The 14369-nt window shown below is 33.7% G+C and carries 15 protein-coding genes; 7 read left to right on the top strand and 8 right to left on the bottom strand.

The features are described from left to right. Positions 1-354: 354 nt before the first annotated feature. From BN358_RS00880 to BN358_RS00865, 4 genes are all read right to left on the bottom strand, one after another. Entirely contained in the window at positions 355-1407 is a 1053-nt protein-coding gene (locus tag BN358_RS00880; RefSeq protein WP_019227429.1) for a restriction endonuclease PLD domain-containing protein, read from the bottom strand. A gap of 299 nt (positions 1408-1706) precedes the next feature. Continuing rightward, positions 1707-2114 carry a hypothetical protein gene (locus BN358_RS00875; protein ID WP_019227428.1) on the bottom strand — a complete coding sequence of 136 codons (408 nt, stop codon included), beginning with the start codon at positions 2112-2114 and terminating at the stop codon, positions 1707-1709. A 20-nt stretch (positions 2115-2134) separates the two neighbouring features. Further along, positions 2135-3280, bottom strand: a complete 1146-nt coding sequence (locus BN358_RS00870; RefSeq protein ID WP_019227427.1) for a stalk domain-containing protein — start codon at positions 3278-3280, stop codon at positions 2135-2137. Positions 3281-3459: 179 nt separating this feature from the next. Further along, positions 3460-4119 (bottom strand): hypothetical protein, encoded by a 660-nt coding sequence (locus BN358_RS00865; protein ID WP_019227426.1) that lies wholly within the window; start codon positions 4117-4119, stop codon positions 3460-3462. Positions 4120-4318: 199 nt separating this feature from the next. Between BN358_RS00865 and BN358_RS28260 the strand changes: the two genes are divergently transcribed. Together BN358_RS28260 and BN358_RS00860 are read left to right on the top strand one after the other, a co-directional pair. Continuing rightward, positions 4319-4450 (top strand): hypothetical protein, encoded by a 132-nt coding sequence (locus BN358_RS28260; RefSeq protein WP_019227425.1) that lies wholly within the window; start codon positions 4319-4321, stop codon positions 4448-4450. 357 nt (positions 4451-4807) lie between these two features. Next, on the top strand, positions 4808-5335 hold the full coding sequence (locus tag BN358_RS00860; protein WP_019227424.1) for a hypothetical protein: 528 nt from the start codon (positions 4808-4810) through the stop codon (positions 5333-5335). Between the two features lie 143 nt (positions 5336-5478). Here the strand turns inward: BN358_RS00860 and BN358_RS00855 are convergent, their stop codons facing one another. The 3 genes from BN358_RS00855 to BN358_RS00845 form a co-directional block, all read right to left on the bottom strand. Continuing rightward, the gene (locus BN358_RS00855; RefSeq protein ID WP_019227423.1) at positions 5479-6675 is read right to left on the bottom strand and encodes a flavodoxin domain-containing protein; all 1197 of its coding nucleotides are present in this window, start codon (positions 6673-6675) and stop codon (positions 5479-5481) included. Positions 6676-6786: 111 nt separating this feature from the next. Continuing rightward, on the bottom strand, positions 6787-7473 hold the full coding sequence (locus BN358_RS00850) for a Crp/Fnr family transcriptional regulator (protein ID WP_019227422.1): 687 nt from the start codon (positions 7471-7473) through the stop codon (positions 6787-6789). Positions 7474-7619: 146 nt separating this feature from the next. Continuing rightward, positions 7620-8039, bottom strand: coding sequence for a TerB family tellurite resistance protein (locus tag BN358_RS00845; RefSeq protein ID WP_019227421.1), 420 nt, complete (start codon positions 8037-8039; stop codon positions 7620-7622). Between the two features lie 214 nt (positions 8040-8253). Between BN358_RS00845 and BN358_RS00840 the strand changes: the two genes are divergently transcribed. Together BN358_RS00840 and BN358_RS00835 are read left to right on the top strand one after the other, a co-directional pair. Next, a complete protein-coding gene (locus BN358_RS00840; RefSeq protein WP_019227420.1) occupies positions 8254-8586 on the top strand; it encodes a LysM peptidoglycan-binding domain-containing protein in 333 nt (110 codons plus the stop codon). Between the two features lie 114 nt (positions 8587-8700). Next, entirely contained in the window at positions 8701-8892 is a 192-nt protein-coding gene (locus tag BN358_RS00835) for a hypothetical protein (protein WP_019227419.1), read from the top strand. 480 nt (positions 8893-9372) lie between these two features. On the opposite strand, the gene BN358_RS00830 is transcribed toward BN358_RS00835, so the two are convergent. Next, the gene (locus BN358_RS00830) at positions 9373-9753 is read right to left on the bottom strand and encodes a zinc ribbon domain-containing protein (protein WP_019227418.1); all 381 of its coding nucleotides are present in this window, start codon (positions 9751-9753) and stop codon (positions 9373-9375) included. Positions 9754-10081: 328 nt separating this feature from the next. Here BN358_RS00830 and nhaC point away from each other — a divergent pair, with 328 nt between their 5' ends. The 3 genes from nhaC to BN358_RS00815 all read left to right on the top strand — a co-directional run bounded on the left by nhaC (position 10082) and on the right by BN358_RS00815 (position 14360). Next, on the top strand, positions 10082-11512 hold the full coding sequence (gene nhaC / locus BN358_RS00825; protein WP_019227417.1) for a Na+/H+ antiporter NhaC: 1431 nt from the start codon (positions 10082-10084) through the stop codon (positions 11510-11512). A gap of 21 nt (positions 11513-11533) precedes the next feature. Then, positions 11534-12724 (top strand): M20 family metallopeptidase, encoded by a 1191-nt coding sequence (locus BN358_RS00820; RefSeq protein WP_019227416.1) that lies wholly within the window; start codon positions 11534-11536, stop codon positions 12722-12724. Positions 12725-12821: 97 nt separating this feature from the next. Next, a complete protein-coding gene (locus BN358_RS00815; protein WP_040581827.1) occupies positions 12822-14360 on the top strand; it encodes an amidohydrolase in 1539 nt (512 codons plus the stop codon). Positions 14361-14369 lie beyond the last annotated feature (9 nt).

Here is a 14369-nt window from a genome sequence, read left to right as displayed (position 1 = left end):
CTTTTTTCATCATGTCTTTGTCAAGAAGAATATGTCACAGTTTTTTATAGTTATTCGCTGTAATTTAGTCCTCTATTTACACAAACTTATAAAACGACTATTATATTATATCACGAACATTTTAAAAGCACTATACTTAAGGATTAAATTCCGAACTCAGTTGGCAATAAAAATGTTTGAATTTCAGGAATAACTATCTCAGTTATTTTGTGCAGTTTATTTTGCGGAATCAAATCCATAATGGCAATCTGCTATACATTCTCTGCAAATTATACAACATCCAGATTTTCGGAATACATTCATTGTAAAAGCCTAGTTGCTACCTGTAGATCTTAAAAAAAGTACTTTTTCTACTTAAGGTATACAAACGCCTATTAAATTTCTGTAGCGACCGTGGATTTCTCTTTCAGCCTGAAGCTTATCTAGTATTTCTATTTGATGAGAAAATAGAATTATGTCAAAATTGAACTCTTTGTCTCTATGTATATTATTTTTGTTTGCGCTAAGGGATATTTTCAGTTTTTCTCTGTCGCTTTCATCATCCTTGTTGAATGTACAAAATTCATTGTCATGCCAATAGGATTCAAATGTTGCGCTAAATTTTTTGATAATGTCTTTAGATGTGTATTCAGATATTTTAAGATTCCATTCCAATCCACTTGTCAATGCCGCATTTGAAAGATTGGACGAGCCAATATAAGCAGTTGAAAATTCTGTGTCTCTGTAAAACATATATGACTTGGAATGTAATCTGGTTCTTTTTGTGTCATAGGATATTTTTATTTCAGTATTGGGGAGTTTGGACAGCTCAAATATTGCCTTGTAGTCCGAGGCACCCATGTATGATGTTGTTATTATTCTTAGTTTTTTAGTTTTTGTGAATTTATTTAGGGCTTCGATTATTTGAGACAGGCCGCTCCATTTTATGAAGGATACGAGCATGTCTATTCTGTCTGATGTGTTAATTTCCTTGATGAGTTCGCTTCCGAGGGATGGTTCGTTCTGGGCACCGGTAAATAGTGAATTGGCGGCTATGGATGTAATCGGTCTGATTTTTTTGTTAGTGTAGTCGTCTATTAGAGTTGTGTCCATTTTGTCCAGCATAGCAAGCAGTAACTTTGCGTCTTCGCTGATTATGAATTCATCAAAATCGCCGATATCAATTTCATCCATCAGCATTTTGATAATTTTATTGCATACATCAATCTGGACATTGAGCTTGTCTTCTCCTGTTATTCTGCTCAACGCCTTAGTTATGACTTTAGCCATGTATCCGGAAAGCACTGAACTGCCTTCCTCCTTGTCAATGCCCTTTGTGTGGAAATAGTTGCTGTTTCCATGAGCATTCATATCATCGGCAATATTTTTGTTTATTACCGATTCGTATATTCCCTTACTAAGTTTCATCCCCCGACCCCTTGTAAGAATTTCATTATCTATATTTTGTACAAATTATGTAACGTTTGCATTTAGTTAATACCATTATACAACTTAAACTGTACCATAAACAGGACAGTGATAATTTTTTACAAAAATTTTATTTTTACAAACAACTTCACCTTTTATTATACAATAATTTACAAGATATTCCAAACTATTTTTAAACTTTTTATATATTTCAATAATCTGGTGCACTTTAATGCCTATCCTATAAATGATGCGCAGCATACTCTAATGTATGAGTTCTACCCTTATATTTCAAATTATTATTTTATAATTTGTATTTCTTCTTTATTTGTCAAATTATCAATTACTGTATAATCATTTATAGGATTATCAATAATACTTATTCTTTTTAAATTATGCAATTCTGACAATACGCTTATATCTGTAATATTATTATTAGGCACCATTATATTTTCTAGATTAGCAAATTCTTTTAAGTCAGAAATATCACTTAAGTTTCCATTAACAATCCACAAAGATTTTAAATTTTTGTTGTTTTTTAAGTATTTTAAGCTGCTTATATCAGTTTCACTAAAATATACAGTTTCTAATTTATTTAAATCTTCCAAAACTGTAGGATCTTCAAATTTAGAATTCAAAACCTTTAGCCATTCTAAATTTTCTAAATTACTAAAACTTTCGTCTTTACCAATAAAATTATCAATCATATCCAGGCTATCTAAATTATTTAAACTATTAATATTTTTAATCCTCCTGAAACATGTAAGTATCTAAGATTATTTAAATTTTTAAACTTAGACATATCCAATACTGCAGGTTCACCTGAGATGTTTGATATGTCAATAAAAGCTAAAGTCTCTATAATATTTTTGTCATTATCTGATATTAAGTATAATTCATCAATATTTAAATTACATTCGAATAAATCTAAAGACTTTAAATAGTTAAATTTATTTAATGCAGAAATATTGCTGATATTACTATTTTGAATTATTAAAGATTCTAAATTTGTTAATTCTGAGATTGTATTAATATCAATATTTGAAATGCTATTTCTATAACCAATATTAACCGGCGGGCCAATATAGCTAAGATCCAGCGTTCTGAGCTGTGATAAATTATTTAACGGTTTTAGATTTTCTATATAATTATCAGATATATCAAGGTTTATTAAATTACCGTAATTCTCTATACCGGATAAATTTTGAATCTTATTAAAACTAAGATTTAATGAACTTATGTTTGAACTATTTTTATATTTATATATAGAATCTATTTCATTATGATAAATAGTAATTTCATTTAAGTTATTAAAATTATCTATATCCTTCATAGATGTTATTAAACCTATCTTATTTTGATACTCTTCAGTCATCTCACATTCTTTTATGTTTGTTTCTATTTTCCAATTAGAACTTATTGTTAATTTTGTAATATCATTTAAATCCTTAATATATATATCCTTATCAAAATTATTTAAATAACATCTCATTATTGCTTCAAAATTTTTATCTTCCCATACTATTACAGAATTATCATTGTCTTTTAAAGCATCAGGATTCTCAAGTAGAGGATCGCTTAAACTAACTAATTTCTTGTTTCCATCCCAATCAACATTTTTACCCATTATATTGCCTATTGATCTTACCGGTAAATATGTAGTTCCATCATAAAGTAATGGATATACAATTTTTCCGTCTGCATTCTTGAATACTTGTTTTTCATTATCAATAATAATTGTAAAATCTGGTCTGAGTTGTGCTGTTATAGTTTTAATTATATCATTAGCATACACTCCCACTGTGAAAGATACGATCATAATAGTTGCAATCAATGATATTCTCATCACAAATGCAATCTTACACTTTTTCATTAATTTACCCCTCTTAATTAATTTTTTTGATTATTTTGATTTTAGCATGCTACAATTGCGAATTAATGCTTTTTTTAGCTATAATTTATCTAAATAATATATTTTTAAGCAAAGATTTATTTATAGATTCAAAAAGTCAAAATTTTGGAACCTTCGACAGGCTGGTGATTTCCGAGTAATTATTGCTCCTCGGTTTTCTCTACGTGGATTGATACTGCTTTTTCAACAGCTTCCTTGTACTCGCTGTCGACATTCAAGACCAGTGTGTTATCCTTGAAAAAAAATGTTGGACGATTGAGTATGAATTTGTAATACGTTCCTTCTCTAAACGACCTCTTGTACGGTCCGCAATAATAATATCCCTGGAATTTTTCCCACTTGTAGAAATTGCCCGTATCGGTGATTCCTTCTTCATAAATTATGGTTCCTACGGCTCCCCTGTAAAAATATGTTACGCACATGCTTAGTGTAAGAACTATCCAGTATAACCCTCTAATCAAACTTGACAAATAGTGGCTTGTTTGTATGTGACTCACATACTCCTTGTTATTTAAGAATCCTTCACTTATTCTTTCTATATATTGCAGGTCAAACATCTGAAAAACGCTGTCTATATAATCCTTTTTAAGAAGGCGGTACATCGCTAAAAAATTCTTCGTCTCTAAAAAAATCCAGAAAATTAATAAACCAAGGTAAATCACTCCCAATATGCTTAGTTTCTTGTTCAACACGATGATTTCTGAATCTTTTCTCTTTATCCTTCCAATCTGAGTCCATAAAATCTCCTTTACACCAATCAGCAACAAAAATACAATAATAAATAGAAATTCATTAGTCATATCTTCCCCCATATATCCCTGAACCACATAGCCCTGTTTTATAACACGATTTCATTTTAACATATTATGGAAGATATGAAAAGAGTGATTCTGCGGTCTGCAATCACAGAATTACCTGCATGTCCTGTATGTGGGTAACTCATAATAGAGATTGATTAAATGAGTGTCTAACAGAGCAAACGGTGGTATAATAGAAGAAATGGATGGTGAAAGAGTGAAAATTGCACCACAATTAGCGATAAATATGGCAACAGGTATTTTTATAATAAGGCGAATGAAAATGAAAGTTTATTTGATACTTATTGTTCAATATGGTATATTCTTATCATAAAAATTTAAGCAGGAGGAACAAATGGACGAGCTGTTATTGAATTTCAAAGAGACGTAAGTGACTTCCCTGATAATAAATATTATTATTCTTTATTTGCAAGAAAAAAAGAATTTGTAGACCAATTGCCTTCTTTGTTAAAAGCTATATGTACTAATGAGCTATATATAAAAGAAGCTGTAGAATCTACTAATCAAAGTAATAATATAAAGTAACCATAAGAAAGAGAATAAAAGGTTTACTTCAATGACCTATCGTCAATTTCTTTTCTTCATGACATTTTATACATTGCTTATAAAAGATATAAAAATTAGTCAAAATAGCTATGCCTATCTTATAACTTTAATTTGGGAGATTATTATGAAAAAAATAAAGATGTTGAAAGGTACTTGGTTTTATATATTTATAGGTACTTTTTTAATTTATTGTATAGTTTTTTTAAATCAATTAAGTTTCATAAATCTTACATTCCAATTTTGTTTTAAGGTATGTTTATTTCTTCTTTTCATTATTTCTATAAGTAAATTATTATTTAATAATATGCAAAGCATGAAAATCTTTTTATTTTTTCTTTGTATGCTATTTATTATTTTAAATTTTCTACATTACTCGCTGCTTAAAGATTCATATATTACTATAATTGATTTAAATAACCGTAAAATTGCAGTTCAAGAACATTTTATACTTCATGATTATAGCGTTAATTTTTACAAAGTAAAATACAAAATATTAAAAACACCTCTCAAAAATAAAGCATATCTTTGCTTAGATTATCCTTCATTTCATATTGGTGATTATAAAGTAACAGATATTACACAAACAACCGCTACCATAGAATACATGAATCCTAAATATAGCTACCATCAAATAGTAATAATAGATAATTAATTTTTAAAAATCTTAAGAGGAGAAAACAGCGAACAACTGTATAGTTTATCAGCGGGAGGACACGAGGTCCTCCCCTACAATTTGGCTGAATTGTGATTTAGCATAAACAAAAAGGATGCACTTCGTGCATCCTAGCTCTGTTGTTATTTTGATGTTTTGCAGAGGGCCTCGGCTATTGCTTTTGCCTTGTCCAAGTCTTCTGTTTTTGGATTCCAATTGCATTTAATTTCCGGTTCCACAACCTTGAATCCTGATTCTGTGAGTCTTTCTCGAAGCACCTTTGTTGATTCGCCGCTCCATCCGTAGCATCCGAACACTGCTGCTTCCTTGTTCTTAAATTTCAGTTCTCTCAGGAATTCCAGCCATCCTCCTACTGAAGAAAGAATATTCTGTCCAACAGTTGGTGAACCTACTGCAATTGCCTTTGATTTGAATACTTCAGTCATTATGTCATTTTTATCTGCGTGAGAAATATTGAATATTTTAACTCTTGTGTCTGGTGATATCTTTGATATTTCTGAAGCTATTTTATGTGCCAGCTGCTTTGTGCCATCCCACATGGTATCATATGCAATTGTAATTTGGTCTTCCTGATATTCCTTTGACCACTCATAGTACTTATTCACTATTTGCAGCGGGTTATCTCTCCAAATTGCGCCATGGCTTGGTGCGATTATTTCTATTGGGAGATTCAAACCTACAACTTCTTCTACTTTCTTTGTAACCAGCGGTGAAAGAGGATTTAAAATATTTGCATAATACTTCATTGCTTCTTCCCACAGTCTGCACTGGTCAGCCTTGTCATTGAAAAGCTCCTCCACTGCATAGTGTTGTCCAAAGGCATCATTTGAAAACAATATGTTGTCTTCAGTCAAATATGTTGCCATGCTGTCCGGCCAATGAAGCATTCTCATTTCAACAAACACAAGCTTTTTACCATTTCCTATATCGATGGAATCTCCGGTTTTTACAACTTTATAATTCCACTCTGGGTGATGATACTGGCCAGTCAGTGATTTTACTGCGTTTGCTGTGCAATAAATCGGTGTATTCGGTATTTTTTCCATCAATGCAGGCAATGAACCGCTGTGGTCTATTTCTCCGTGATTCATTACAATGAAGTCTATTTTCTGTAAGTCGATTTCAGATTCAAGATTGTCCACAAATTCTGTTGAATGTGGTTTCCAGACAGTATCTATGAGCACTGTCTTTTCTTCTTGAATCAAGTATGCGTTTTGACTTGAGCCGTTATTTATGGAATAATCTGCTCCATGAAATGATTCCAGCTCCCAATCCATTTTTCCTACCCAATAAACATTGTTCTTTACTAGTTTTTTCATATTTTTCCTCCTAAGTTTTCACGAACATGATATTTCTTATTTATGTCCCTATTATAGTGAACATGGAAAAACGAAACTGTGATTTAAATCATTTATTTCATATTTTTTTATTTAATTTCTATTTTCGTAAATTTCTCTAAGTGCTTCTTTATTAATAATTTTAATTTTCTTATGGCCATCAAGCTGTATGAATCCTTCATCTTCAAGTTCATTGAGCTTTCTGCTTATGGTCTCCCTTGTTAGATTTATATAAGCTGCTATATCATCCCTGGACAATTCAATCAATTCTTTTTTTATGCGGGTATTTCTATATAGAAGAAAACCTGCAAGTCTTGATTTGGCATCATTGATGGATAATAGTTCTATAAGTTCATTTGCTGATGATAATTTGACACCCACAACATTGAGAAGCTTGACCCCTACTTCAGGCCTGTTCATAATCATTTTCTGAATATCGGCTTGTGAGATGATGCATACCCCTGTGGGCTCCAATGCAACAGCATTAACATCATATTTTCCTCCTCCGAAAATGTTCTGCTCTCCGTAAATATCACTTTCAACAAGTATGTCCGTTACATATTCTTTTCCATCCATTGAATAATGATTGAGCTTGACTCTCCCGTAACGCACAATGATTATTTTATCTGCCGGGTCTGATTCCCGGAATATAATATCACCCTTCTTATAATCCAAATGTTCAGATTTAGATATGAGTGCATTATGTTCTTCAAAAGTAAGCATGCTAAAAAGCGCAATCTTTGATGTGCATAATCCGTTGAACTTGCAACTACATTCCATATTTTCATCTCCGGTTAAATGTATGTCCTAAAACTACCATTATCATTATACCATATATTTCTATATTAATAACACTGTATTTTATGACATGTTTCATTTGCTATAACTAATCAAGGCATCAGGGACTTTGTTATTTGTATAATTTTTTACGCTTCATTAGCAACTTCAAGCACCTGTTTTGTTTTTTTGTTGAATTCAATGTGTTCATTGACAATGCCTTCTATCTCCACAAGTTTTTCGGCTTCAACCTTTAATAATTTTGTAACTCTCTCCATTGATTTTCTTTCAATTTCCGAGTATTCTCCGTCAGCATGACATATACTTACCAGATCGTATATGAGCTGAAGTTTAGTCTGTCTGTTTTTTATTCTTGAAAGTATATTCTTAAGCGCTTTTCCTTCTGCAACTTCTTCTGTCAGCATATTTACCTTATCCATGGTGATTCCCATGCGGACAGCAATATTCTTCATGGCTGTTATCTCTTCTCCAGATATTACTCCATCGCATGATACAATAAACATTATCGCCTGCAAGTAGCTATTCTTTTCTTCCTTACGCAAATTCATTAGAGGCTCCCCTTGATTGATTATTTCGATATTATTAATCATAATATATATCGGCATTTTTGTATAATTTGTTAGCGAAAAAGAGATTAACGAGACCTTATTTTACTATTGGCGAACTCGGATTCTGTAATCGTGAACAACGTCGAAGGGAAAATAATAACACTTTTATAACAATAGCATAAAATACATTACTAATAATAAAGGAGTGATTTTTATGCTACCAGCATATTTTGGCACCTTGACGCATACTGTATCTCCGGGAGATTCTCTTTTTAACATTGCAAAGAAGTACAACACAACAATAGAAAATATCTTGAAATTCAATGATATTCCCAATATAAACATGATTCGTACGGGACAGCAGATTATAGTTCCAATGTCACCTCCGGAATCAATTCTCTACACCGTAAGACCGGGAGATTCTTTATACAACATTGCTTTAAGGCATGGTACTTTCGTTGACAATTTAATCAGATTCAACTACATTAACCCGCCATATATTATTTATCCGGGACAGCAGTTGATAGTAACAGCGTCGTTGAAATAAATTATTTTTCATACAAAATTTAATATCACAATATTGTTACAATATGCTTATCGATGCATAATCCTGACTGTCAGGATAAAAATAATCATATCTTGAAGAAAGAAAGGAAATATTATGACTGAAAAAAATTCAATTGCACCGGAAGCTCGACAAGCATTGGCAGATTTCAAAATGGAAATGTCCAAAGAACTTGATCCTGGCATTAAAAACAGTATGAGCCTTTCTGAGTATCCTTTGGATATGAATGATCTGGATCCTGAAGATATAAGTCTGGACAATGAAATTCACAACAGATATCTGTTTTAAAAAAACAAACATCCCGTGCATATGCACGGGATGTTTTTGGAGAGGGTTTCATCTTTTTTATATCGGTCTTAATAATATATTTATATTATAGATTGTTGTCCTTAATTTTAGCTTAAACTTTTAAATAATTTTCTTTATAAAACAAATATCCCGTCATTAACGGGATATTTGTCCTTGGGGGAGGAGTACATTTATTTAAAAATCAGTAGATTGCAATTTGATAATTTATTATGTTAACTCATGTGTATTTGTATTGTTAACTTTTCTATATGATATTATTCTTATGTGTTGAAAAGATGTTGACAATATGATTGATGTATGAAGTTTAAAATTCTCAAAAAAAAATACACCTTTCGGTGTATGGTTCATGACAAATGATTTCAATTGAATTCAAACGTATGCAGGAGGACAGTAGTTATATCCGGGAGGACACGAGGTCCTCCCCTACAAATTGTGAAAATTAGGTTTGTCATTATTCTATTATTTTAATGGTGCGCCGCAGTTCGGGCAAAATTTAAAGTCCTGTTCTGATTCAAATCCGCAGCTGGGGCACGTATTCATGCCGCAGTATCCCAGGTGTACAGGCTGCATGTCTTCCTCTCCCAGGTATATGTCTTCTCCTTGCCCATGTTCAAGAAGCGCTGCTTTTTCCTTGTTCGTTACTAAGTAAAGACTGTTACAGCATGTTGTTCTAACGTATATTTTTTTGCTGAACTTGAAAACCGGTATGAAAAATATATTCAGCACGTTACATTCCATGAATGCTTGGTATCGCCCGTACTTATTGCAGCAGCTGCACAATATTGTCTTGTTGAAATTAAGTTCCTTTCGTTGAGGATAAACTCCTGCCATAAAAAACATCTTATCACCATTTTCTTTTAGTTTGTTTATATTATATTGATTGTCGACATAATGTTCAAGTGTTTAATTTGAAGTATTCAGAGAATTGTTTTGCTTCTTGCAAATATTCCTTTATAATATTATATACGACGAATTTGAAATAACTTTAATACATACTTGCATGATTCATTTATATCTAATGTTTTGAAAACGTTTAAAAAGTGTTTGAAATAGATTTTATATGTTTAATAAATTTTTAACAACAAATTATTTATTTAAACAAATTTATCAACAACAAAAAAAACACGGTGTTATAAAATTATATTAAATAAATAAGGAGGGTGAAGTAATGGATAATACTTCTAAAAAACCATCATTTGCGATATCGCTTTTGATAGTAGCGTTTTTATTCGTAATTATAATTGTTCAGGTTCTTGTTGCAGGCAGTCCTGATATTCACATGACATTGGTGTTTTCAATATCATTTGCAGTGGTGCTTCTGCTGGCTACAGGAACAAAATGGTCTTCTGTTGAAGATGGAATAATGCATGGCTGCAAAATAGCAACGGTTCCGATGCTGATATTGATGTTCATAGGAATGCTCATTCCTGCATTGATAGCATCAGGTACAATTCCGGCATTGATTTATTACGGACTTAAAATAATCAATCCAAAGGTATTTTTATTGACTGCAGCTCTAATATGCAGCATAGCGTCCATGTGCACAGGAAGCAGCTGGACTACAGGGGGAACATTCGGAGTTGCATTTATGGGAATAAGCATAGGTCTTGGAATACCTCCGGCTATTACAGCAGGAGCAGTCGTTTCAGGAGCTGTAATCGGAGATAAGCTGTCACCTTTGTCAGACTCAACAAATCTTGCAGCAGGTGTAAGTGAAGCAAACTTGTTTACTCATATAAAAAGTATGCTGTACACAACAGTTCCTGCCTTTATAATTTCACTTGTAATCTACACGCTGTTGGGCATGAAGTACAGTGCTTCTACAATAGACACAACTGCAGTGGATGCAATTCTTCAAGGAATTTCAGGTAATTTTAACGTAACTCCTATGTATGCACTGATCAGCTTGATACCACTTCTTTCAGTTATCATAATGGCTGTAAAAAAAGTAAACGCACTTGCAGCAATGGTTATAGCATCGTTGATAGCCATGGTTATCGCAATGGTTGCACAGGGTTACACCATTCTTCAGATGATGTCATTCATGAACTACGGTTTTGGAATTGAAACCGGTGTTGCCAATGTTGATAAGCTTCTAAACAGAGGCGGTATTCAGGCAATGATGTGGACTGTTTCTCTTGGCTATCTGGGGCTTTCATATGGAGGAATTCTTGAAAAAACAGGGACATTGGAATCATTGCTCGACAAGATGGCAGGGCTCACAAGAAGTGCACGAAATCTCATCATTACACATATTGTCTCTTCAATAGTTGTAAACTTCATTTCAGCAAGCCAATATGTTGCAATTATTATACCCGGAAGAATGTATCTTCCTGCATATCAGAAGCTTGGCATAAGAAACGATGTTGCCTCAAGAACCTGCGAAGATTCAGGAACAGTGACATCACCGTTAGTTCCATGGGGGCTCTGTGGTGTATTCTTTACAGGAGCGTTGGGAGTAGGAACTATGGAATACCTTCCTTATGCTTTCCTTTGTTACCTTACTCCGATAGTTGCAATAATCTATGCAACAACAGGAAAATTTATATGGAAAAACGAAGAAACATCTGATTCGACTGTTGAAAATATCGCAAAATAATCATGAAAGTAATGGTGTAATATGTATAAAATCGAAAAGGAACATACAACAAAATTACTGATGAATCTTGTCTCTATTGACAGTCCGTATTTTGAAGAAGACAATGTCATGGCCTTTGTCTATGAATGGTTTATTCAAAACAATATGGAAGCATTCATTCATGAATATCATGAAAAAAAAGTTACAGGATTTAAAGGAAAGAATATTGTTGTTAATTTAGAAGGAAAAAAAAGCGGCCCCGTTATCTGCATAAATGGTCATCTAGATACAGTGAGACTGTGCAACGGTTGGACAGTCAACCCCAAAGGTGAAATTATCGGTGACAGACTTTACGGTGTAGGAGCTTTGGACATGAAATCCGGGTGTGCTTCAACCATGATTGCCTTAAAAGCATTCCACGAGAATCACAGTGATTTTAATGGCAAAATAATTGCTACATATGTATCTGTGGAGGAAGGTCCATACGGAATGGGAACAAATTCGCTGATCGAAGACGGCTACCTGAATGATGTTGACTTCTCAATTGTAACAGAGCCCAGTGCTGGTTTTACTGGTGAGAGTTTCCCTAACATATGTCTGGGAGCAAGGGGCGGATATGGTCTTGAGGTTGAGTTTTTTGGAATATCTTCACATGCAGCAACTCCTGAAATGGGAATCAATGCAGTCAGCGATGCGTCTAAATTCATATGTGAACTTGAAAATATAGACTACAAAAAAGATCCTCACCTTGGCAAAGGTTCAGCATGTGTGGTGGCTGTGGAAAGTGACGGAGGAGCATGCAGTGTTCCTGATTACGCAAAGTTAAGACTTTTCTGGCACATAGTTGTTGGAGAAAGCGAAAAGACCATTACTGAAGAAATAGAAAAAGCATTAAAAAGAGCAAACATTCAATGCAGGTACAACATTAAATTCCGAGAAGCACCTTCTGAAGGGTCCAAAGGATTTTTGCCGTACACTATAACCGGAGAAGAACCGCTGGCTAAGGATTTTATGGAAACAATCAAAAATGTGTGCAAGACAGAACCAAGTGTTTCATATTTTCAAAGCATAGGAGATTTTAACTACCTGGGATCTCGTCTGGGGGCACCGGCAGTAATATTCGGAGCAGCAGGAAGCAATTTTCATGGAATTGATGAGTATGCAGAATTAGAATCTGTTTTTAAAACTGCTGAAGTTATTTACGCTTTTCTTGAAAAAGTTTTGTGCAATTAGTGATTAAGGGAGGCAGTAATCTGCCGCCCTTTATTGATGTTAATCAATATATGTGCTATAATTTTAGCAGTATTGTAATGGATGCATTTGGAGGAATATGATGCACGCTGATATTTTAATAAAAAACGGAAGTTGCATGACAATGGAAAATAAAGAAATAAAAAATTGGATTGCAATCTCTCAAAGCAGAATTATTGGTTTAGGTACAGGAAATGATTATGAAGATATTGTTCATGAGGACACAATAGTATTGGATGCAAAGGGATGCACTGTACTTCCTGGGTTTATTGACAGTCATTTTCATGTGGTGCAAACTGCCCTTAATTCTGTCAGCTTGGATTTAAGCGGTGTTAAGACACATGCGGAAGTAGGCGAAAGAATTAGGGAAGCATCAAAATCATTTATTGGTGACTACATCAGGGGAATTCGGCTAGAAGAAGGACAATTTGTTGAAAAATCATTTCCCGGGAGAAAGCTGCTTGACCAATATTGCAATGATGTACCTGTTGTTCTCAATTCCCTGGAATATCAGGTAAGCATGCTCAACACCTGCGCAATGCTTTATTTTAAAATACCCTTTACTGCAGAGGGAATAGAAACAGATGAAAAACAAATGCCGACAGGCATATTCAGAAAGCAGGCCAATGCCATACTTCGTTCAAACATATTAAAAAACATATCTGATGAAGTACGAAAAGATGCGGTTTCAGGAATCATGGAAACACTTCTGAAGAATGGAATAACAACCGTCAATGCAATGGAAGGCGGAACGCTGTACAGTGACAAGGATGCAGATTTTGTGTTCGAAAACAGCAGGAATTTTCCAATTGACATGGAATTGTTTTATCAGACCATGGACATTGAAAAAATAAAATCCATGGGATTAAAAAGACTGGGCGGATGTTTGTACATAGACGGAACTCTTGGAGCAAGGACGGCTGCATTGTCATTTGAATATGCAGATCGGCCGGGAACCATGGGAAGCCTTTGCTTCAATCAAATGGAAATAAATGATTTTGTTCTGAATTGTTACAAAAACAACCTGCAGCTTGCATTGTACACCATAGGAGACAGAGCAATAGAAATTACACTTAATGCTCACGAAAATGCACTCTACCAAACAGGCATCACAGGCCTTCGTCACAGGCTTGAGCATGCTGAGCTGGCTACTGACAGTCAGATTAGAAGAGCAAAAGAACTTGGCATAATTTTCTCCATGCAGCCAACCTATGAATCTTATTGGGGAGGACGAGGTAAAATGTATGAGCAGAGGCTTGGAAACAAATATACATTGTCAAACCCCTTCAGAGAAATCATTGAAAAAGGTGTTGTAATATGCGGCGGCTCTGACAGCGACGTCACAGAACCAAGACCACTTCTTGGAATTCATTCGGCTGTGAATCATCCGGTTGAAGAACACAGGGTTGATGTATACGAAGCATTAAAAATGTACACCTGCAACGGAGCCTATGGAATTTTTCAGGAAAAAGAAAAGGGTATATTAAAGCCAGGATGTATTGCCGATGTAGTTATATTAGATGATGATATTCTTAAAAAAGCTAAGGATAAAATTGAAGAAATAAATGTATGTGTCACAATAAAATCCGGAGAAATACTTTACAACAGTCTTGTGTAAGATAGGATA

The organism is Sedimentibacter sp. B4 (assembly GCF_000309315.1).
Lineage (GTDB): Bacteria > Bacillota > Clostridia > Tissierellales > Sedimentibacteraceae > Sedimentibacter > Sedimentibacter saalensis.
The sequence above is the reverse complement of the archived record's forward strand: the minus strand, read 5'-3'. Positions and strand labels throughout refer to the sequence as shown.